The following is a 21,280-nucleotide window of genomic DNA, read 5'->3' as shown; positions in this document are numbered from 1 at the left end:
GATTTCTATGGTGGCATCTGCCCAAGAAGGGACCGACGCGCAGAGTCTGCGTCCGTCCCGGCCCGTGGCCCACTCGCTCGAGGAGCTCGCGCGGCTCACGGGCGCGCGGGTGGTCCCCGCCCCCACGGGGACCACCGCTCCCGTCACGGGAGTGGTCCTGAACTCGCGGGAGGTGCAGCCGGGTGATCTCTACGCCGCGCTGCCCGGCGCCAAGGACCACGGGGCGCGATTCGCCGCCGACGCCGCCGCGTCCGGTGCCGTGGCGATCCTCACCGATCCGGACGGCGCGCGGTCCGTGGTCGAGGCGGGCGTGGGCCTGCCGGTGCTCGTGAGCCCCGAACCCCGTTCATGGGTGGGTCCGGTGGCCCGCGCGGTCTACGATTCCCAACCGGCGGACGGCACCGGCCAGGAGCTCTTCGCGGTGACCGGCACCAACGGCAAGACCACCACGACCTACTTCATCACCTCGATCCTGCGCGCCCTGGGCCACATGACCGGGTTGATCGGCACCATCGAGATCCTCGCGGGGGACACACCCATCCCGTCACACATGACCACGCCAGAGGCTCCGCACGTGCATTCCCTGCTGGCCCTGACCCGTGAACGCGGGATCACCGCCACCGTCATGGAGGTCTCGTCCCACGCCCTCGAGTTCCACCGGGTGGACGGGGTGCACTACGACGTCGCTGGGTTCACCAATCTCACCCAGGACCACCTGGACCTGCACGGGTCCATGGCCGAGTATTTCGAGGCCAAGGCGCAGTTGTTCACGCGCGAGCGCACGAGCCGCGGCGTCGTCGTGCTGGGGGACGGGGACCCGTGGAGCGCCGCGATGGCGCAGCGGGCCCGCGAGAACCTGGGTGTGGAGAACGTCACGACCGTTGCCCTGCGCGGCTCGGACGGAACGCGTCAGGACGCGAGCGATGCGGAAGGCACCGCCCCCGTCGGGACCGGCGGGGCGGACGCCGCGGACTGGACCCTGCGCTCGCTGACCCGCCGGGGCATCGGTCACGCGTTCACGCTGCAGCACACGGACGGGCGCGCGCTGGACATGCACACAGGACTGCCCGGTGAGTTCAACGTGGCCAACGCGGCGCTGGCCGTGCTCATGGTCCTGGACTCCGGCGTGGCACTGGACACCCTGCAACGCGTCCTGGACGAGCACGACCCCCTGAGCGCGGGCGTGCCCGGACGCATGGAACTTGTGGGCACGCGGCCCACGTCCCTCGTGGACTTCGCGCACAACCCGGACGCGCTCGCGCGCTCGCTGCGCGCCGTGACCCCCGAGGACGGGCGCGGTCGCGTGATCGTGGTCTTCGGCGCCACCGGCGAGCGCGACACCACCAAGCGCCCCATCATGGGCCGGGTCGCGGCGGAGGAGGCGGACGTCGTGATCATCACGGACGACGATCCCCACGCCGAGGAACCCGCGCCCATCCGGGAGCAGGTCGCTCAGGGCGCTCGTGAGGCCGTCGCGAACCATGCTCGCGCCACGGACGTGCTGGTCATCGAACCGCGCGCGACCGCGATCCGCACCGCAGTGCGCATGGCCCACCCGGACGACGCCATCATCGTGGCGGGCCGCGGTCACGAGACCGCCATGGATTTCAACGGCGTGGTCGTGCACCTGGACGACCGCGAAGAGCTGCGGGACGCCCTGGCGGCGTTGCACGCGGACACGAAGGAGCAGCAATGATTGCCATGTCCGCCGCGCAGCTCGCGCGGGCCGTGAACGGTGAGCTCGCGGGGGTCCCGGACCCCGAGTCCGTGACCGTCACCTCCGTCACGACCGATTCCCGGGAAGTCACGGACGGCGCGTTGTTCGTCGCCAAGCCGGGCGAGACCACGGACGGGCACCGCTTCGTGCCGGCCGCCGCGGACTCCGGCGCGGTGCTGCACCTGACCGAACGCGCGGTGACCGACGACGCGGGGGCTCCGTACCCGTGCGTCGTCGTGGCGGACGTGGTGCTCGCGATGGGCGCGCTCGCGAGCCACGTGCTCGAGCAATTGCGTGCGGCGCACCCGGTCACCGTGGTGGCCGTGACGGGTTCGGTGGGCAAGACGACCACCAAGGACCTGCTGCACGGGATCTTCGCCGCGCAGGGCCCCACGGTCGCGCCGCGCAACTCGTACAACGGCGAGGTGGGTGTCCCGCTCACGGTATTCACGGCCACCGAGGACACCGAGTACTTCATGATCGAGATGGGCGCCACGCACATCGGCAACATCCGCTACCTGTGCGACACCGTCCGCCCGGACGTGGGCGCCGTACTGTGCGTGGGTTCGGCCCACGCGGGCGAGTTCGGTGGCGTGGAGAACATCGCGCGCGCCAAGGGCGAGATGGTCGAGGGCCTCTCCGCGCACGGCACCGCGGTGCTCAACGACGACGACGCCCGCGTGCGTGCCATGCGCGAGCGCACCGACGCGCGCATCATCTCCTTCGGGCAGGGACCCGACGCCCACGACCCGGCCAACGAGGACCCACGAGTGTGGGCCGAGGACGTGACCGTCGGTACCGACGGGTGCCCCGCCTTCACGCTGCACTTCCCGGACGGCTCCGCCCACCCGGTGCACTCGCAGCTGATCGGTGCGCACCATGTGACCAACCTGCTGGCCGCGGCCGCCGTGGCCTTCGGCGCCGGGGTCCCCGCGGCCGAGATCGCAGCGGGTCTGACGGGCCGCGGCCCTCGCTCGCGGTGGCGGATGGAACGCACGGAGCGCCCGGACGGCGTGACCGTGATCAACGACGCCTACAACGCTAACCCGCAGTCCATGCGGGCCGCCCTGCAGACCCTCGCCCAATTGGGCCGCGGGGACGAGGAGCACCCCGCGCGGCGCACGATCGCCGTGCTGGGTGGCATGTTCGAACTCGGTGACGAGTCCATCACCGCCCACGCGGACCTCGGGCAATTGCTCGTGCGGTTGAACGTCTCGCATGTCGTGGCCGTGGGGGAGGTCGCCCGGCCGGTCTACACCGCTGCGACCCTGGAGGGCTCGTGGGGTGAGGAAGCGGCCTGGGTCCCGGACACCGAGCACGCCGAGCAGTACCTGAGTGACACGCTGCGCCCGGGGGACATCGTGTTGTTCAAGGCGTCCAACGCCGCGGGGTTGCAGCACCTGGGGGACCGGGTGGCCCAGGCCACCACCGACACGAACCACCAGGAGGGTTGAGCCCGTGATCCAATTGCTCGTGGCAGCGGGGCTCGGCCTCGTGTTCTCGATCTTCGGTACGCCCGCCCTGATCCGGGTGCTCGCCCGGCGCGGGTACGGCCAGTACATCCGGGACGACGGACCCACGTCTCACCAGACCAAGCGCGGCACCCCCACCATGGGTGGCGTGGCCATCCTGCTCTCGGTCGTGGCCGCCTATCTGGTGACCCACCTGATCAGCGTGATCGCGTGGCCTGAGAACGGTGGGATCACCCTCTCGGGCGTCCTGGCGCTCGGCCTGATGCTCGGCATGGGGCTGGTGGGGTTCCTGGACGACTTCAAGAAGATCTCCAAGAAACAGAACCTGGGGCTGACCGCGGCCGGGAAGATGGCCCTGCAGGGGGCCATCGGCATCGCGTTCGCCCTGCTCGTGTTGTTCTTCCCGGACGAGGCGGGCAACACCCCGGCCTCCACGGCGATCTCCTGGACCCGGGACACCGGCGTGGACCTCGCATTCGCCGGGCCGATCGTGGGGGCCATCCTGTTCGTGATCTGGGTGAATCTGATCGCCACCGGAACCACCAACGCCGTGAACCTCACGGACGGTCTGGACGGGCTCGCCACGGGCGCGTCCATCCTGGTGTTCAGCGGGTACATGCTCATCACACTGTGGCAGGCCGGGCACCTGTGCGAGAACGTGGCACAGGCGGCGTGCTACGAGGTTCGGGATCCCATGGACCTCTCGATCGTGGCCGCGGCCCTGGTGGGTGCACTCATCGGGTTCCTGTGGTGGAACACGTCCCCGGCGAAGATCTTCATGGGGGACACGGGCTCGCTCGGCCTGGGCGGCGCGCTCGCGGCGTTCGCGGTGCTCTCCCGCACCGAACTGCTGCTGATCCTGATCGCCGGCCTGTTCGTGATCATCACCCTGTCCGTGATCCTGCAGGTGGGCTACTTCAAGCTCTCCCACGGCAAACGCATCTTCAAGATGGCCCCGTTGCAACACCACTTCGAGCTCAAGGGCTGGCAGGAGGTCACGATCGTGGTCCGATTCTGGATCATCGCCGGTCTGTTCGTGGCCGCCGCGCTCGGTGTGTTCTACGGTGACTGGTTGCTGCACAACGGCGGCGCGTTCCCCGGCGCGGAAGCGCTGCACTGACCGCGCGGCGCGCACCCCGCTCTCGGGCGGCGGAGCGCGCCGGTCACCCGCGAGACCACCCACGACCGACACGAGGATGAGGCACAGACCAGACATGATGCACGCGAGCAACGACAACCCCGTCCTGGACAACCCCCGCCTCGCGGAGCTGACCAGCTGGGACGCGCCCTGGTCCGGTCTGCGCGCCGTGGTCGCCGGGATCGGGGTCTCGGGTTTCGCCGCGGCGGACACCCTGATCGAACTCGGTGCGCTCGTCACCGTCCTGGACTCCCGGGACACCGAACGCAACCGGCAGAGCGCGGACACCCTGAAGATCGTGGGCGCGAGCGACGTCGTCCTGGGGCCGGACGCCATGACGAGCGTCCCGGACGTGGCCGGGGCCCGCCCGGACGTCGTGATCACGTCCCCGGGCTTCCCACCCACCCACCCGCTGCTCGCCGCGGCGCGCGAGGAGGGCATCCAGATCTGGGGTGACGTGGAGCTCGCGTGGCGCGTGAACCGCCGCGCGGGGCGCAAGACCCCCGAATGGGTGTGCATCACGGGCACGAACGGCAAGACGACGACCGTGGGCATGACCGCCTCCATCCTGCAGGCCGCCGGGCTCAAGGCCGTGGCCGTGGGCAACGTGGGCACGCCCATCCTGGACGCACTGCGCGATCCCGTGGAGTACGACGTCCTGGCTGTGGAATTGTCCAGCTTCCAACTGCACTGGACGCACTCCGTCTCGCCCCTGGCCTCCGTGGTGCTCAACGTGGCCCAGGACCACGTGGACTGGCACGGCAATTTCGAGAACTACCGCGCGGACAAGTCCCGTGTGTACGAGAACACGCGGGTCGCGTGCGTGTACAACGCCGAACAGGACGGCGCGGAGGAACTCGTGGAGGAAGCGGACGTGCTCGAGGGCTGCCGCGCGGTGGGCTTCACCACGCAGACCCCGGGGCTGTCCATGGTGGGCGTGGTGGACGACCTGCTCGTGGACCGCGCGTTCGTCGCAGAGCGCGCCACGACCGCCGCCGAGATCGGATCGATCGAGGACACCGGCTCCATCCCCACGCGCCACATCGTGGCCAACGCGCTCGCCGCCGCGGCGCTCGCGCGCGCCGCCGGGGTGAGCCCCGAGGCCGTGCGGGACGGACTGCGCGCCCACCGCCCCGGTGAACACAGGATCCAGCTCGTGGCCGAATCGGACGGGGTGCGCTGGATTAATGACTCCAAGGCCACCAACCCGCACGCCGCGCAGGCGTCCCTGTCCGCGTTCGACTCCGTGGTCTGGATCGCCGGCGGGCTCTCCAAGGGCGTCACGTACGACACCCTCGTGGAGCGCAACGCGGGCCGGCTGCGCGCGGTCGTCGTGATCGGCACGGACGACGCCGCCCTGTTGGACGCGCTCTCCCGCCTGGCCCCGGACGTGCCCGTCCTCGCGGCGACCCCGGGCCAGGGCGGCACCGCACCGGACGACTCCGGCATCGACCCGACCGACGGGCACGCCGTGATGCGCCGGGCCGTGCGGTTGGCCCGTGAACACGCCGAGCCCAAGGACACCGTGCTGATGGCACCGGCGGCCGCGTCCATGGACCAGTTCGCCGACTACGCGGACCGCGGCAACGCGTTCATGCACGTCGTGCACGAAGAATTGGGGTTCTGATGGCCACCCGCACCCCCGAACGTCCCCGGGCAGCCGAGCCCGCGCAGCTGGGCACCCGATCGATCGCCCTGAGCACCAGGATGCGCGGCTGGTGGCACCAGCTCACCGACGGCCCGCTCTTCCACTCCTACTACGCCCTAGCCGGGTGCGTGGTGTTGCTCACCGGCATCGGCGTGATGATGGTGCTCTCCGCGTCCGCGGTGGAATCGATCTCCGACAGTCGCTCGGCGTACGCCCTGTTCGCGCGCCAGGCGCTGTTCGGGGTCGTGGGGTTGATCGCGATGTTCGCGCTGTCGATGGTGCCACCCCACTTCTACACGCGGATCGCGTGGGTGCTGTGGGGTCTCAGCGTGCTCGTGTCCCTGCTCGTGTTCACACCCCTGGGTCGGGAGGTCAACGGCAACCGCAACTGGCTCGTGCTGGGCGGTCAGTCGTTCCAGCCCTCGGAGTTCGCCAAGCTCGCGCTGTGTATCTGGCTCGCGGCGATGTTCGCGCGCCAGGGAGATGCGGTCGCGCAGCACTGGAAGCCGGCCCTGTGGCCCTCCGTCGTGGGATTCCTGGTCCCCACCCTCCTCACGCTGGCCGGCGGGGACGCCGGTACGGCCATCGTGTTCTGCCTCATCTACGCCGCGGCACTGTGGTTCGCGCGCGCACCCCTGAAGATCTTCCTCGTGGGCGCGGCCGGCCTCGTCCTGGGCGGGTTGTTCCTCGTGATCACTGCGCCGCACCGTCTGGACCGGATCACCGGGTGGCTGTTCGGGGAGTGCGGCGCCACGGACGCGTGCTGGCAGGCACAGCAAGGACTCAACGCCCTGGCCACCGGCGGCTGGTGGGGCGTGGGGCTCGGCCAGTCCCGGCTCAAATACAACTACGTGCCCGAGGCCCACAACGATTACATCTTCTCGATCATCGGCGAGGAACTCGGCCTCGTGGGTACCGTGATCATCCTGGCGCTGTTCATCGTGATGGTCGTGGCCATGGCCCGGATCCTGTTGCGCACCCGCAGCACGTTCGTGCGGATCACCACCGCGTGCGTGGCCACGTGGCTCGTGGGCCAGGCCTTCGTGAACCTGGGCATGGTCACTGGCCTGCTCCCGGTGATCGGTATCCCGCTGCCCTTCATCAGCTACGGTGGATCCGCGCTGCTGATGACCATGGCGGCCGTGGGCGTGGTCATGTCCTTCGCCCGGGTCCCGCGCTCGGTGCGTGTGGGTCCCGGACGGTCCGGGGCGGCATCGGGCACCCAGATCCTGGACGACCAGGAGGCCTACGAACGCGGGCTGGCCACGCAACCGGAACGCCCCCGGACGCCGTGGGCGCAGCGCGTGACCCAGCGGTTCGGAAAGGGACGAGAATGACAACCACGCACGACATCGACCACCAGCAAAAGCGGGCCGGATCCGCCCGCGTGGTGCTCGCCGGTGGCGGCACCGCGGGGCACATCAGCCCCCTGCTGGCCATCGCCGACGCCGTGCAGCAGTTGCGCGCGGACGCCACGGTGTGCGCCGTGGGCACTGCCTCCGGCATGGAGACGCGGCTCGTCCCGCAGGCCGGTGTACCCCTCGAACTGATCGACCGCGTGCCCCTGCCCCGCAAGCCGTCCCTGGACCTCGCGCGCCTGCCGCGTCGGCTGTCCGCCGCGGTGCGCCAGGCCGGCCGGATCTTGGACGCGCAACAGGCCACGGTGGTCGTGGGCGTGGGCGGGTACGTGTGCACGCCCGTGTACCTCGCGGCCGCGAGGCGTCGGATCCCCGTGGTGATCCACGAGGCCAACGCCAAGCCCGGGATGGCGAACCGGGTGGGTGCCCGGTTCGCGTCCGTCGTGGCGACCGCCTTCCCGGACACCCCGCTGCGTGGTGCGCGCACCGTGGGCATGCCCATGCGGCGTGAGATCGCCACGCTGGACCGGACCGCGGAACGCGCGCAGGCCCGCGCGGCGCTTGGGCTGGACCCGGACCTGCCCACCGTGGTGGTCACGGGTGGTTCCTCCGGTGCCCAGTCCCTGAACCGGACCGTGGCCGCGATTGCGGGGGAGGTCGCGCGGCACGGGTACCAGCTGCTGCACGTGACGGGGCGCGCCAAGGAAGTGCGCACCCCGGACGGCGAGCTGCTGCGCGCGCCGAACTACGTCCAGACCGAGTACGTGGACGGGATGGAGAAGGTCTACGCGGCCGCGGACCTGCTCGTGGCCCGCGCAGGCGCGGCCACGGTGTGCGAGGTCGCCGCCGTGGGTCTGCCCGCCGTTTTCGTGCCCCTGCCCATCGGTAACGGTGAGCAGGCACTCAATGCCCGCTCCATCGTAGCCGCGGGTGGTGCCGAGATCGTGCGGGACGCCGAGTTCACCGCCGCGTTCTACCGCGAGACCGTGGTCCCGCTCGTGACCGACGCTCCCCGGCTCGATCGCATGGCCCAGGCCTCTGCCGCCCACGGTGTCCGCGACGCCGCGCAGGTGATGGCCCGGCTCACCCTCGACCACGCCCGCCGCTGAAAACCTTCCCCCCCCCACGTCCCCAGGAGAACCAGTGAACACCCAGCAACCCCTCGATCCCCACGGCCTGGGCCGCGTGCACTTCATCGGCATGGGCGGGGCGGGCATGTCCGCGGTCGCGCGGTTGCTGCTCGCGCGCGGTGTGGCGGTGAGCGGTTCGGACGCGAAGGACTCGGCCGGGTTGCGGCAGCTCGAGGCGCTGGGAGCCACGGTGTTCGTGGGGCAGTCCGCGGCCCACGTGGCCGACGCCGCGACGGTGGTCGTCTCCACGGCAATCAAGGAGACGAACCTGGAACTGGCCGCAGCACGTGCCGCGGGTGCGCGGATCCTGCACCGCTCGCAGGCACTCGCTGCGGCGATGCACGGCAGGAACGTGATCGCGGTCGCGGGGACGCACGGGAAGACGACCACGAGTTCGATGGCCGCCGTGGCCCTGCAGGCGGCGGGCATGGACCCGTCCTGGGCCGTGGGCGCCCACGTCCCGGATCTCGGCGCCAATGCGGGCTTCGGTTCCGGCGACTGGTTCGTGGCTGAGGCCGACGAGTCGGACGGCTCCTTCCTGACCTACCACCCGCGGATCGCAATCATCACCAACGTGGAACCGGACCACCTGGACCACTACGGCAGCGCGGAAGCGTTCTACGCCGCGTTCGAGGCGTTCTGCGACACCATCCGCCCCGGTGGGGCCCTCGTGGCGTGCGCGGACGATCCGGGCGCGGACCGGCTCGCGCGGCGTCGTCGGGACCGCGGGGAGGCCGTGCTCACGTACGGGCAGGACCCGGCCGCGGACGTCGTCGTCTCGGACGCCACGCCGCACGGCACGGGCTCGTCCTGCACGCTCACGTTCGACCGCGACGGCGCCCGGCGCACCGTGGCGCTCACGCTCGCCGTTCCTGGAGCGCACAACGTGGCCGACGCCGCGGCGGCGTTCACCGCGGGCCTCGCCGCGGGCGCGGACCCGGACCTGCTCGCCGAGGGCCTGGGCTCGTTCCACGGTTCGTCACGGCGCTTCGACCCCAAGGGCGAGGACGGCGGGGTGCGGGTCTTCGACGACTACGCTCACCACCCCACGGAGGTCGCCGCCGCGCTCACGGCCGCGCGCGACGTCGCCCAGGGTCACCGCGTGCTCGCTGTGTTCCAACCCCACCTGTACTCGCGCACCCGGGAGTTCGCGGAGGCGTTCTGCCGCGCCCTCGAGATCGCAGACCTCGCGTGCGTCACGGACGTCTTCGGCGCGCGCGAGGAACCCCAGCCGGGGATCACCGGCGCCGCGATCACCGGACACGCCTCCGACGACCGGGTGGTCTCCACCCCGAGCGCCGAGGAGGCGATCGAGACCGTGGTGGCCCGTGCGCGTCCCGGGGACGTGATCATGACGATCGGCGCCGGTGACGTGACCGCTCTCGGGCCGCGGATCCTCTCCGCGTTGGCGCAGCGCTGATGGCACGCTCCGTCCCTCCGCACCAGCCCCGTGTGGGCGGCGCTCCGTTCGACGCGGACGACGCCGCCGCGCGCGACGCCGCCGACCCGTCCGGAACCGCCGACCCGTCCGGCATCTCTGACATCTCCGGGACCGGGACGGACGCCTCGACCCCGTGGGACGCGGACCTCCCGTTCCCGACGTCGAGCCCCACCGGAATGGGGTCGTCGGCCGTGGGCCGGGGATCGCGGGGACGCACGCCCGGTGCGTCCTCGGGTGGGTCGAGGTCCGCGCGCGGCCGCGGCAGCGCGCCCGAGGACGCGATGGGCGTTGCCCCGGACGAACAGACCCTCGTCCGCGTGCACGGCGGTGCCAAGGTCACGCGTGTGGCCACGGACGAACTCGAGGCCGTGCCGAGTGCCGGTGGACGGTTCTCGACGTGGCGGGCCCAGCGCCGGGCCGCTCGCGCCACCGAGGAGGCACCCGAGGAGACCGCGGTCGAGCCCGACGAGGACTCCACGACCGTGGTCCCGTTCCCGCCGAGCCCGCATCGGCGCGCCCGGCGCCGCCGCCTGCTCGCACTGCTGCTGAGCCTCGTGGTGCTCGCGGCGCTGGCGCTCGTGGTCTTCTTCTCGCCGTTGTTCGCGACCCGCACGATCGACGTGCAGGGTGCGACCCTCACGGACCCCCGCACGGTGGAGCAGGCCCTGGCCGGGTACGAGGGAGTCCCCATGACCCGGATCTCCAAGCAGGAGATCATGGACTCGGTCGGCGACGTCCCCCAAGTGAAATCGGTGGACGTGGTGTTGCGACCCCCGCACACCATCACGGTGCACCTGCACGAACGCGTGGGGGTGGCCGTGGTCGAGGACGCAGCCAACCTGGTGCTCGTTGATTCGGAGGGCAAACCCCTCAGCACGGTGCCCCGCGCCCAGCGCCCGGACGTGCCCCTCGTGGCGGGTGGCCGGGGTGTCTTGAGCACCCAGAAGTTCACCGACGTGTCCGAGGTCCTGGCCGCTCTGCCGGCGGATGTGCTGTCCCGTTTGGACGCGGCCGACGCCCCGTCCGGCTCAACTGTGGAGCTGACCCTCAAGGGCGGCAAGAAGGTCCTGTGGGGGGACGCGGGGGAGAGCGAACTGAAATCCCAGGTCGTGGCCGCCCTCGTGAACTCGGACGCCACCAAGGACGCCACGCTCATCGACGTGTCCGCACCACTGCACCCCGTGGTCCGGTGAGAAGGGGTCGGAATCGTTCAACCAGTTCCTGAAACTTCAAAGTTGGGCGTGACCAGGGGATTTATGGCAAACTCCGGTAACACGTGGGAGCATGATACGGAGAACCGGGCGGGGTTGTTATCCTTGCCCTGATCGGAATATTGCACCCGCGGGTGTCAATACCTCACGAGTTTCACCTCAAGGTTGAAGCTTTACCCCCAATCGAACATCCCTTGTTCCGCAAGCCCACGCGAGTTAGGTGCATATGGACTCCTCAACCCCCCAGAACTACTTGGCCGTCATCAAGGTGGTCGGCATCGGCGGCGGCGGTGTCAACGCCGTCAACCGCATGATCGAAGAAGGTCTGCGCGGCGTCGAGTTCATTGCCATCAACACGGACGCCCAGGCGCTGTTGATGTCGGACGCGGACGTCAAGCTGGACGTCGGCCGCGAACTGACCCGCGGTCTCGGCGCCGGCGCCAACCCGGACGTGGGACGCCAGGCCGCCGAGGACCACGAGGAAGAGATCCAGGAGGTCCTCAAGGGCGCGGACATGGTCTTCGTGACCGCCGGCGAGGGTGGCGGAACCGGTACCGGTGGCGCGCCCGTCGTGGCCCGCATCGCCCGTTCGCTCGGCGCGCTGACCATCGGTGTGGTCACCCGCCCGTTCACCTTCGAGGGTCGGCGCCGGTCCAACCAGGCCGAGAACGGCATCGAGACCCTGCGGGACGAGGTGGACACGCTCATCGTGATCCCCAACGACCGCCTGCTGTCCATCTCGGACCGCAACGTGTCCATGCTGGACGCCTTCAAGTCCGCGGACCAGGTACTGCTGTCCGGTGTCTCCGGCATCACTGACCTGATCACCACCCCGGGCCTGATCAACCTGGACTTCGCGGACGTCAAGTCCGTGATGCAGGGTGCCGGTTCGGCGCTCATGGGCATCGGCTCCGCCCAGGGCGAGGACCGTGCCGTGAAGGCCGCGGAGCTCGCGATCGCGTCCCCGCTGCTCGAGGCCTCGATTGACGGTGCCCACGGTGTACTGCTGTCCATCCAGGGTGGTTCAGACCTCGGTCTGTTCGAGATCAACGAGGCCGCGCGCCTCGTGCAGGAGGTCGCCCACCCGGAGGCCAACATCATCTTCGGTGCCGTGATCGACGACGCCCTGGGGGACCAGGCCCGCGTGACGGTCATCGCCGCCGGGTTCGACTCGGTCTCGCAGGAGACCAACGCCAACAACTCCTCGCCCGCGCAGCGCCAGGCGGAGAACACCCGCGCGACCTTCGGCGGGGACGCGTCCCGGCCCTCGGGTCTGGGCCGCTCTCCTCAGCGCGGCGGTTCCTCCTACGGCGCACCCGCCGCGGGGTTCGCGTCCCGGCAGAACCAGGACGACGACATCCCCGATGACGCGGGCTTCGACGTGGACCTGCCCGCCGAGTCGGACGCGCCGTCCTCCACGAACTCCTCGGGCCGCAAGGACTCCCTGGACTTCCCGGACTTCCTGAAGTGAGTCCAGCGATGCGCACCAGGTGAGTTCACTGGTGTGCATCGTTCCGGGGGACTGATATCGGGGCCGGTGCCCCCACGGGCGGCACGGGTTCGCGCGAGCACCCTGCAGTGTGAACGCCCTGCAGCGCAAACACCGATCGGGGCGCAGTACGGGGTGGTCACCACTGAGGTGACCACCCCGTCGACGTCCCGCGCCCGCGCGGGGCACGGCAGTGGAAGGAGAACGGCATGTGGTTCCGCAGTGAACACCACGGCGTGGGCATCGCGTTCACGGACGCGACCGAGGGCAACCTGGCCACGCACACGGGCGACGATCCCGCGGTGGTGCGGCAGCGGCGTCGTACGGTGGAGTGCGAGCTGGGCACCGGGGCGCGCGGCGTGCGGTTCGTACACCAGGTGCACGGCACCACCGTGCACGACGCCACGGGCACCGACGCCCCCGAACAGGCCCCCGAGGCGGACGCGGCCGTGAGTACGGACGGCACGCCCCTGGGGATCCTCACGGCGGACTGCCTTCCCGTGGTCTTCGTGGGCCGCACGGACGGCGACGCCGCGGCGCCGGTCCTCGCGGTGGCCCACGCGGGCCGCAAGGGTCTGTTGGACGGGGTCCTGCAGCATACCGTCGGCGCGCTCGAGGACCGCGGTGCCACCGGGATCACCGCGTGGATTGGCCCCGCGGTGTGCGGGGACTGCTACGAGGTACCCGCGGAGATGGCCGAGGCGGCCGAGGCCGCGCTGCCCGGAATCGCGACCACCACGGCGTGGGGCACCCCCGGCCTGGACCTGCCGAGTGCCGCGGACGCGCTGCTGCGTGAGCGGGGCGTGAGCGTCGCGACCGCAGGCACGGATCGCAAGGCCTGGTGCACGCTCGAGCACCGCGCGCTGTACTCGTACCGCCGGGACACCACACCGCAGCGATTGGCGGGGCTCGTGTGGGCCCGCAACGGGAGGGACACCGAATGACGACCACCACGGATCCGCAGGACGCGGGCCGTACCGCGGAACTCGCACAACGGTTGTCCGCGGTGCGCCAACGGATCCTGCACGCGGCCGAGGGCCGCGCACCCGAGCGCGCCCACGGGGGCGAGCTGCCCTCGCTCGTGGTCGTGACCAAGTTCTTCCCCGCGCAGGACGTCCTGCGCCTGCGGGAACTCGGCGTGCGCGCGGTGGGGGAGAACAAGGACCAGGAGGCCGGGCCCAAGGCCGCGGAGGTCGCCGAGACCCTCGCCCGGCAGGAGCCTCCCGTGAGTCCTCCCGCGTGGCACTTCGTGGGTCAGTTGCAGTCCAACAAGGCCAAGCACGTGGTCAAGTACGCGTCCTGGGTGCATTCCGTGGACCGACCCTCGCTCGTCACCGCGCTCGGCAAGGCGGTGCGTTCGCACCGCAACGCGGCCCTCGCGGGGGACGCGCGGCCCGCCCCGTGCGACGACGTCGATCTGCCGTGTCTCGTGCAGGTCAACCTGGACCCGGTTGCCGAGCCGGACGGCCACCGCGGGGGAGCGCACCCGGACACCGTCCTGGAGCTCGCGCGGACGCTCGAGGGGACCGAGGGGTTGCGCGTGGGCGGTGTAATGGCGGTGGCCCCGTTGGGCGCCGAACCCCGTGAGGCCTTCGAGACACTATGGAAGCTTTCCCAGGATGTGCAGCGGGAATTCCCGGACGCGCGGGCGATCTCCGCGGGCATGAGCGCGGACCTCGAAGCAGCCGTGGCCGCGGGGGCCACGCACGTGCGGATCGGTTCGGATGTTCTCGGGCCGCGGCCCGCCGTGCGGTAGCGTAAGGACGGACGACATGCGGGCCGACCTGAGTCGGTCCGTTCTGTGATTGAGGAGAGAATATGGCCGGAGCGCTGCGTCGCACCATGGTCTATCTCGGGCTGGCCGAGAGCGACGACGAGTACCACTCCGAAGAAACCCCCCGCCCTCGGGACACCCCCCAGCACGCCTCGAGCGGTTCCACGACTGCGGTGAGCGAGACCGGCAGCACCTCCATGGCCCGCCGGTCCCCCGAGTACCGAGCCCCCGTGACCCCCATCAAGCGGGCTCCCAGTTCCCGAGAGGACGACAACGAATTGCGCACCATCACCACTGTGCACCCCCGGTCGTACAACGACGCCAAATCCATCGGTGAGGCGTTCCGGGACGGCACACCGGTGATCATGAACGTCTCCGACATGGGTGAGGCCGAGGCCAAGCGTCTCGTGGACTTCGCCGCGGGGCTGGTCTTCGCCCTGCACGGGTCCATCGAACGGGTCACCGCCAAGGTGTTCCTGCTGACCCCGTCCTTCGTGGAGGTCCTGGACCAGGGCCACTCGGACGAGATCGACGAGGATACCGGTTCGGTCCAGCGGGTCGAGGGCTGAGCATGGGCCTGGTGCTGTCGATCGTCTACCTCGTGGTCCACGTGCTCTACATCGCCCTATTGGGCCGTCTCGTGCTGGACTGGGTACAGATGTTCGCGCGCGGCTGGCGTCCCAAGGGCATGGCGCTCGTGGCGGCGTCCACGATCTACTCGTTGACCGATCCCCCCATGAAGGCGCTGCGCCGGCTCGTGCCGCCGCTGCGCTTCGGCGGGGTGGCGCTGGACCTGGGGTTCCTGATCCTGGTCTTCGCCGTCAGCATCCTGCGGACCGTCCTGGCCGGTTTCCTGCTGCGCGGCTGAGCGGTCCGTGCCCCGGGCGCGGCCACGCGGCTGTATCCTGGGCCAGAATTCACCGCGCAACGGCGGCAGTCACCACCGCGCACGGTCACCATCCGAGCGGTTCAATTCATCTAGAGGAGTGAGGACATCTCATGGCTTTGACACCCGAAGACGTCATCAACAAGCGCTTCCAACCCACCAAGTTCCGTGAGGGCTACGACCAGGACGAGGTGGACGACTTCCTCGACGAGATCGTCGTGGAGCTGCGTCGCCTCAACCAGGAGAACGACGCCCTGCGCAAGCAGGTCGAGACCCTGGGTGGGCGCCCCGAGGAGTCCGCCGTGGAGACCTCCGCGGTCTCGCAGTCCACCGAGGACGTCCAGGAGACCACGGCGACTCCGGCCGCCTCGGTGACCGAGACCTCCGAGACGACCACGGTGTCCGAGCCCGTGCGCGTGACGGACGAGCAGTCCTCAAGCACCGCCGCGACGGTCGCTCCGAGCGCGGGCACGACGTCGTCGGCCGCCGCCCAGCCTGCTGCGACGCAGAACGTCCCGACCACCGAGTCCGCCGAGTCCGCGGCCGCGGTGCTCGCCATGGCGCAGAAGCTGCACGACGACTACGTCTCGCAGGGCCAGGCCGAGCGTGAGCGCCTGATCACCGAGGGCCGCACCCAAGCGGACCAGCTCGTGGCGGACGGCAAGCGCACCAAGGAGGAGACCCTGTCCTCGCTCGAGCGCGAGAAGGTGGACCTCGAGGCCTCCGTGGCGCAGCTGCGCAGCTTCGAGGAGGACTACCGCGGCAACCTCAAGAGCTTCCTCAACGCCCAGCTGAACGATCTCGCCAACACCGGATCGCTCGAGCCTGCTGACGCTCCCGTCTCCGCGACCACCAAGCGCACGGGCACCAAGTAAGCGCCGGTGACGGAACACACCCCTGACGCGGCGGCGGCCCCCGGGACCTCCCGGGTGGGCCGCCGCTGCCTCGTCATCTCCCTGCTCGTGGCCGCGGCCTGGTACGCGGCGGACCAGCTCAGCAAGCTGTGGGTCGTGGAGAACCTCCCGATCGGCCGACAGTACCCCGTGATCCCCGGCCTGCTGTGGTGGGAACACATCCGCAACAGCGGCGCGGCGTTCTCCCTCGGTTCCAACGTCACGTGGGTCTTCACGATCGTGATGGCCGTGGTGATCGTTGCGATCCTGTGGAACCTGCGCCGGGTGCGGGACCCGCTGTGGGCGCTCGCCCTGGGACTGGTCCTGGGCGGTGCCGCGGGCAATCTCACCGACCGGTTGTTCCGGGAGCCCTTCTTCGCGCACGGACACGTGGTGGACTTCATCGCGGTGCCCCGCTTCGCGATCTTCAACGTGGCCGATTGCGGGGTGGTCGTGGGCGTGGTGCTGATCCTCGTGCTGATCATGACCAATCGCCAGATGGAGGTGCCCCGTGGCCGTTGAGCACACCCGCCCCACCGGTTCCGAACCCGAGTACGTAAGCGAGCGGTTCACGGCCACGGCCGAGCAGGAAGGTTCCCGGCTCGACGCCGCCGTGGCCGCCTGGACGGGTTTGTCCCGTTCGGCGGCGGCACAGTTGTGCGCCGAGGAGCGGGTGAGCTTCCGGGGGCGGCCCGCGCCCAAGTCCCACAGGGTGGGTGCGGCCGAGACCTACACGGTCCAGGTCCCGGTGCCCGAGGACCCCCACCGCATCGCCGCGCAGCACGTACCGGATCTGCGCCTCGTGCACGTGAACCCGGGCTACGTGGTGATCGACAAACCCGCAGGGGTTGCCGCGCACCCCTCGCCCGGGTGGAAGGGACCCACCGTGGCCGGGGCGCTGGCCGGAGCCGGGATCACGATTGCGACCTCGGGGGCTCCCGAGCGGCAGGGGATCGTGCACCGCCTGGACGTGGGGACCTCCGGGCTCATGGTCGTCGCCCGCGACGAGAACGCCTACACGGTGCTCAAGCGCGCCTTCAAGGAGCGCACGGTCACCAAGGTCTACCACACGGTGGTCCAGGGCATCCCGGATCCGCTCAAGGGAACCATCGACGCCCCGATCGGGCGGCACCCGGGACACGAGTGGCGCTTCGCGGTGCTGCAGGACGGTCGCCGTTCCGTGACCCATTACGAGGTGCTCGAGGCCTTCGGGCGGGCGTCCCTCGTGGAGGTGCACCTGGAGACCGGGCGCACCCACCAGATCCGCGTGCACTTCAACGCCCTGCAGCACCCGTGCTGCGGGGATCTCACGTACGGGGCGGATCCCGCGCTGTCCGCGGGGCTGGGGCTCACGCGGCAGTGGTTGCACGCCACGCGGCTCGGGTTCACGAGCCCCGACACGGGGGAGGACGTGGAGTACACGAGCCCCTATCCCGCGGATCTCGCCTATGCCGTGGAGACGCTGCGGGAGGGCGGCCCGCAGCTGTGACGGATCTCCACCGCGTCCACCCTCAGCGGGTCGGTGCGGGGTCCTAGACTGGGGCGGTGACTTCGGCGACCGGCAAAAAAGGCTTCACCCATCTCCACGTGCACACCGAGTACTCCATGTTGGACGGTGCCGCGCGCCTGACCGACCTCTTCGAGGAATGCCACCGGTTGGGCATGGACTCCCTGGCCACCACGGACCACGGCTTCGTCTTCGGGGCGTTCGACTTCTGGAACAAGGCGCGCGCCGCGGGGATTAAGCCGATCATCGGTGTGGAGGCCTATCTGACCCCGGGCACCGCGCGGCAGGACCGTTCCCGCGTGAAGTTCGCGGACGGCGGGCGCGACGACGTCTCGGGCGCCGGTGCCTACACCCACATGACCCTGCTCGCGCAGACGAGCGAGGGCATGCAGAACCTGTTCCGCGCGTCCACCAAGGCGTCGCTCGAGGGTCAGCTGTACAAGCCGCGTATGGACCGTGAACTGCTCAACCAGTACGGCAAGGGTCTGATCGCCACCACGGGCTGCCCGTCCGGTGAGGTGCAGACCCGCTTGCGGTTGGGTCAGTACGACCAGGCCGTGCAGGCGGCCGCCGAGTTCCGGGACATCTTCGGCGCAGAGAACTTCTACTGCGAACTCATGGACCACGGGCTCGGGATCGAGAAGCGGGTCACGCAGGACCTGCTCAAGCTCGCCAAAGAGCTCAACCTGCCGCTCGTGGCCACCAACGACCTGCACTACACGCACGCGGAGGACGCCAAATCCCATGCCGCGTTGCTGTGCGTGCAGTCCGGTTCCACGTTGCAGGACCCCAAGCGGTTCAAGTTCGACGCTGACGAGTTCTACCTCAAGTCCCCGGAACAGATGCGCGAGCTCTTCCGGGACTTCCCGGAGGCGTGCGACAACACCCTGGAGATCGCCGAGCGCTGCGAGGTGGACTTCGACACCTCCGCGAACTACATGCCGCGTTTCCCCACCCCGGAGGGCGAGGACGAGACCTCGTGGTTCATCAAGGAGGTCGAGAAAGGGCTGCATTACCGCTTCCCCGGGGGCATCCCGGACGACGTCCGCGAGCAGGCCGAGTACGAGAAGAAGATCATCATCCAGATGGGCTTTCCCGGTTACTTCCTGGTGGTCGCGGACTTCATCAACTGGTCCAAGGACAACGGGATCCGCGTGGGTCCGGGCCGTGGTTCCGGTGCGGGGTCCATGGTCGCGTACGCCATGCGCATCACCGAGCTCAACCCGTTGCAGCACGGGCTGATCTTCGAGCGCTTCCTCAACCCGGACCGCGTGTCCATGCCCGACTTCGACGTCGACTTCGATGATCGCCGCCGCTCCGAGGTCATCCACTACGTGACCGAGAAGTACGGCGACGAGCGCGTGGCCATGATCGTCACGTACGGCACCATCAAGGCCAAGCAGGCGCTCAAGGACTCCTCCCGCGTGCTGGGCTACCCGTTCTCCATGGGGGAGCGGTTGACCAAGGCCATGCCGCCGGACGTCATGGGCAAGGGCATTTCCCTGCAGGACGTCTACGACCAGGACGCCAAGCGCTACGACGAGGCGGGGGAGCTGCGCGAGATCCTAGCGGACGACCCCGAGTCCATGAAGGTCTTCGAGACCGCCCAGGGCCTCGAGGGGCTCAAGCGCCAGTGGGGTGTGCACGCGGCCGGTGTGATCATGTCCTCGGACCCGCTGATCGACATCATCCCGTTGATGCGCCGCGAGCAGGACGGGCAGGTCATCACCCAGTTCGACTACCCCACGTGCGAGGGGCTGGGGCTGATCAAGATGGACTTCCTGGGGTTGCGCAACCTCACGATCATCTCGGATGCCCTCGAGAACATCACGCTCAACCGGGACGGGTTCGTCCTGGACCTCGAGCACCTGCCGATCGACGACGCCGGTTCCTACGACTTGCTCGCGCGCGGTGACACCCTCGGGGTGTTCCAGTTGGACGGCGGGCCCATGCGTCAGCTGCTCAAACTGATGCGCCCTGACAACTTCGAAGACATCTCCGCGACCATCGCGCTGTACCGCCCCGGGCCCATGGGTGCGAACTCGCACACCAACTACGCGCTGCGCAAGAACGGCGCGCAGGAGATCACGCCGATCCACCCGGAGCTCGCGGAACCGCTGTCGGAGATCCTGGGCACCACGTACGGGTTGATCGTGTACCAGGAGCAAGTCATGGCGATCGCCCAGAAGGTGGCCGGCTACTCCCTGGGTCAGGCGGACATCCTACGCCGCGCCATGGGCAAGAAGAAGAAGGCGGAGCTGGACAAGCAGTACCAGGGCTTCCACCAGGGGATGATCGACCGCGGGTACTCCGAAGACGCGATCAAGGCGCTGTGGGACATCCTGCTGCCGTTCTCGGACTACGCGTTCAACAAGGCGCACTCCGCGGCCTACGGGCTCGTGTCCTACTGGACGGCGTACCTCAAGGCGCACTACCCGGCCGAGTACATGGCCGCGCTGCTCACCTCGGTCGGTGACGACAAAGACAAGCTCGCCATGTACCTGACCGAGTGCCGCCACATGGGGATCACGGTGCTGCCCCCGGACGTCAACGAGTCCGAACTGAACTTCACCCCGGTGGGCACCGACATCCGCTTCGGCATGGGCGCGGTGCGCAACGTGGGGTCCAACGTGGTGCAGGCCATGGTGGACGCGCGCACCGAGCAGGGCAAGTTCACGTCCTTCACCGATTTCTTGGCCAAGGTCCCGGCCGTGGTGTGCAACAAGCGCACCATCGAGTCCATGATCAAGGCCGGTGCGTTCGACCAGCTGGGTCACACGCGCCGCAGCCTGGTGATGTGCCACGAGCAAGCCGTGGAGGACGTCGTCGCGCAGAAGAAGAAGGAGGACAACGGCGAGTTCACGTTCGACATCTTCGCGATGGGCGGCGCCGACGACGCCGAGCAGGAGACGTTCTCCGTGGAGGTCCCGGAGGTCCCCGAGTGGGAGCGCAAGGACCTGCTGGCGTTCGAGCGCGAGATGCTCGGTCTCTACGTCTCCGACCATCCCCTGCGCGGGCTCGACGACGCCCTGGGCCAGTACACGGACACCGCGATCGCCTCGCTGCTCACCGAGGAGAACACCCGTCCCGACGGTGCGGTGATTACCGTGGGTGGGATGATCACGTCCCTGTCCCGCAGGATCGCGAAGTCGTCCGGCAACGCGTACGCGCGCGTGGAGCTCGAGGACCGCTCGGGATCCATCGAGATCATGTTCTTCGGCAAGGCATATGCGCCCATCGCCGGGGTCCTTGCCGAGGACCTGATCTGCGTGATCAAGGGCCGTATGCAGCGCCGCGACGACGGTTCCATCTCCATCTCCGCCCAGGAACTCACGGTGCCCGAGTTGAGCGTGGATGGTTCCTCGGGACCCGTGTGCGTGGCCCTGCCCGAGCACCGGGCCACGGAGGCCGTGATCCGCCGGATCGGGGAGGTGCTGCGCAATCACAAGGGGGACTCGGAAGTGCGGATCCACTTGGACACGCATCGCAGCGTCCAGGTCATGCGCCTGGGCCCCGAGTACCGGGTCAACCCGTCGCCGGCCCTGTTCGGTGACCTCAAGGTCCTCCTGGGCCCGGCCTGCCTCGAGGCGTGACGACGCGGCGCCGGGCGCGTCAC

At 69.7% G+C, this 21,280-nt stretch carries 17 protein-coding genes; all 17 read left to right on the top strand.

Annotated features, from left to right (window positions below; genetic code table 11):
• Positions 1–7 precede the first annotated feature (7 nt).
• Positions 8–1,696, top strand: coding sequence for a UDP-N-acetylmuramoyl-L-alanyl-D-glutamate--2,6-diaminopimelate ligase (locus HBK84_RS07865; protein ID WP_167318598.1), 1,689 nt, complete (start codon positions 8–10; stop codon positions 1,694–1,696).
• The gene (murF, locus tag HBK84_RS07860) at positions 1,693–3,171 is read left to right on the top strand and encodes a UDP-N-acetylmuramoyl-tripeptide--D-alanyl-D-alanine ligase (RefSeq protein WP_167318597.1); all 1,479 of its coding nucleotides are present in this window, start codon (positions 1,693–1,695) and stop codon (positions 3,169–3,171) included. Before HBK84_RS07865 ends, murF begins: the two co-directional genes overlap by 4 nt.
• A 4-nt stretch (positions 3,172–3,175) precedes the next feature.
• Entirely contained in the window at positions 3,176–4,309 is a 1,134-nt protein-coding gene (mraY, locus tag HBK84_RS07855) for a phospho-N-acetylmuramoyl-pentapeptide-transferase (protein ID WP_167318596.1), read from the top strand.
• A 94-nt stretch (positions 4,310–4,403) separates the two neighbouring features.
• Positions 4,404–5,954 (top strand): UDP-N-acetylmuramoyl-L-alanine--D-glutamate ligase, encoded by a 1,551-nt coding sequence (gene murD, locus HBK84_RS07850; protein WP_167318595.1) that lies wholly within the window; start codon positions 4,404–4,406, stop codon positions 5,952–5,954.
• Positions 5,954–7,312 carry a putative lipid II flippase FtsW gene (gene ftsW / locus HBK84_RS07845; RefSeq protein WP_167318594.1) on the top strand — a complete coding sequence of 453 codons (1,359 nt, stop codon included), beginning with the start codon at positions 5,954–5,956 and terminating at the stop codon, positions 7,310–7,312. Before murD ends, ftsW begins: the two co-directional genes overlap by 1 nt.
• A complete protein-coding gene (gene murG, locus HBK84_RS07840; protein WP_052160655.1) occupies positions 7,309–8,442 on the top strand; it encodes an undecaprenyldiphospho-muramoylpentapeptide beta-N-acetylglucosaminyltransferase in 1,134 nt (377 codons plus the stop codon). The genes ftsW and murG overlap by 4 nt, the downstream gene beginning before the upstream one ends.
• A gap of 34 nt (positions 8,443–8,476) precedes the next feature.
• Complete coding sequence (murC, locus tag HBK84_RS07835) at positions 8,477–9,883, top strand: UDP-N-acetylmuramate--L-alanine ligase (RefSeq protein WP_035961239.1); 1,407 nt, start codon at positions 8,477–8,479, stop codon at positions 9,881–9,883.
• Complete coding sequence (locus tag HBK84_RS07830) at positions 9,883–11,097, top strand: cell division protein FtsQ/DivIB (protein ID WP_240918879.1); 1,215 nt, start codon at positions 9,883–9,885, stop codon at positions 11,095–11,097. Before murC ends, HBK84_RS07830 begins: the two co-directional genes overlap by 1 nt.
• 244 nt (positions 11,098–11,341) lie before the next feature.
• A complete protein-coding gene (ftsZ, locus tag HBK84_RS07825; RefSeq protein WP_085105916.1) occupies positions 11,342–12,586 on the top strand; it encodes a cell division protein FtsZ in 1,245 nt (414 codons plus the stop codon).
• 227 nt (positions 12,587–12,813) lie between these two features.
• Complete coding sequence (locus tag HBK84_RS07820; RefSeq protein WP_167318593.1) at positions 12,814–13,548, top strand: polyphenol oxidase family protein; 735 nt, start codon at positions 12,814–12,816, stop codon at positions 13,546–13,548.
• A complete protein-coding gene (locus tag HBK84_RS07815; protein WP_167318592.1) occupies positions 13,545–14,360 on the top strand; it encodes a YggS family pyridoxal phosphate-dependent enzyme in 816 nt (271 codons plus the stop codon). Before HBK84_RS07820 ends, HBK84_RS07815 begins: the two co-directional genes overlap by 4 nt.
• A 62-nt stretch (positions 14,361–14,422) precedes the next feature.
• Entirely contained in the window at positions 14,423–14,947 is a 525-nt protein-coding gene (locus HBK84_RS07810) for a cell division protein SepF (protein ID WP_085105919.1), read from the top strand.
• Between the two features lie 2 nt (positions 14,948–14,949).
• Positions 14,950–15,246, top strand: coding sequence for a YggT family protein (locus HBK84_RS07805; RefSeq protein WP_167318591.1), 297 nt, complete (start codon positions 14,950–14,952; stop codon positions 15,244–15,246).
• A 131-nt stretch (positions 15,247–15,377) separates the two neighbouring features.
• Entirely contained in the window at positions 15,378–16,139 is a 762-nt protein-coding gene (locus HBK84_RS07800; protein WP_144996854.1) for a DivIVA domain-containing protein, read from the top strand.
• Positions 16,140–16,145: 6 nt separating this feature from the next.
• On the top strand, positions 16,146–16,679 hold the full coding sequence (gene lspA, locus HBK84_RS07795; RefSeq protein WP_167318590.1) for a signal peptidase II: 534 nt from the start codon (positions 16,146–16,148) through the stop codon (positions 16,677–16,679).
• The gene (locus HBK84_RS07790; protein WP_085105923.1) at positions 16,669–17,646 is read left to right on the top strand and encodes an RluA family pseudouridine synthase; all 978 of its coding nucleotides are present in this window, start codon (positions 16,669–16,671) and stop codon (positions 17,644–17,646) included. The genes lspA and HBK84_RS07790 overlap by 11 nt, the downstream gene beginning before the upstream one ends.
• A gap of 116 nt (positions 17,647–17,762) precedes the next feature.
• Entirely contained in the window at positions 17,763–21,257 is a 3,495-nt protein-coding gene (gene dnaE, locus HBK84_RS07785) for a DNA polymerase III subunit alpha (RefSeq protein ID WP_202931690.1), read from the top strand.
• The last annotated feature ends 23 nt before the right edge of the window (positions 21,258–21,280 follow it).

The sequence above is a fragment of the Kocuria sp. KD4 genome (assembly GCF_011769905.1).
Lineage (GTDB): Bacteria > Actinomycetota > Actinomycetes > Actinomycetales > Micrococcaceae > Kocuria > Kocuria marina.
Note: the sequence above shows the minus strand (reverse complement) of the source record. Positions and strands in the feature narration are given on the sequence as shown.

Excerpts from the sequence above, each read along its gene's own strand:
- HBK84_RS07865 (WP_167318598.1), top strand. The coding sequence starts at position 8 with ATGGTGGCATCTGCCCAAGAAGGGACCGACGCGCAGAGTCTGCGTCCG.
- murF (WP_167318597.1), top strand. The coding sequence starts at position 1,693 with ATGATTGCCATGTCCGCCGCGCAGCTCGCGCGGGCCGTGAACGGTGAG.
- murD (WP_167318595.1), top strand. The coding sequence starts at position 4,404 with ATGATGCACGCGAGCAACGACAACCCCGTCCTGGACAACCCCCGCCTC.
- ftsW (WP_167318594.1), top strand. The coding sequence starts at position 5,954 with ATGGCCACCCGCACCCCCGAACGTCCCCGGGCAGCCGAGCCCGCGCAG.
- murG (WP_052160655.1), top strand. The coding sequence starts at position 7,309 with ATGACAACCACGCACGACATCGACCACCAGCAAAAGCGGGCCGGATCC.
- HBK84_RS07830 (WP_240918879.1), top strand. The coding sequence starts at position 9,883 with ATGGCACGCTCCGTCCCTCCGCACCAGCCCCGTGTGGGCGGCGCTCCG.
- ftsZ (WP_085105916.1), top strand. The coding sequence starts at position 11,342 with ATGGACTCCTCAACCCCCCAGAACTACTTGGCCGTCATCAAGGTGGTC.
- HBK84_RS07820 (WP_167318593.1), top strand. The coding sequence starts at position 12,814 with ATGTGGTTCCGCAGTGAACACCACGGCGTGGGCATCGCGTTCACGGAC.
- HBK84_RS07815 (WP_167318592.1), top strand. The coding sequence starts at position 13,545 with ATGACGACCACCACGGATCCGCAGGACGCGGGCCGTACCGCGGAACTC.
- HBK84_RS07810 (WP_085105919.1), top strand. The coding sequence starts at position 14,423 with ATGGCCGGAGCGCTGCGTCGCACCATGGTCTATCTCGGGCTGGCCGAG.
- HBK84_RS07805 (WP_167318591.1), top strand. The coding sequence starts at position 14,950 with ATGGGCCTGGTGCTGTCGATCGTCTACCTCGTGGTCCACGTGCTCTAC.
- HBK84_RS07800 (WP_144996854.1), top strand. The coding sequence starts at position 15,378 with ATGGCTTTGACACCCGAAGACGTCATCAACAAGCGCTTCCAACCCACC.
- dnaE (WP_202931690.1), top strand. The coding sequence starts at position 17,763 with ATGTTGGACGGTGCCGCGCGCCTGACCGACCTCTTCGAGGAATGCCAC.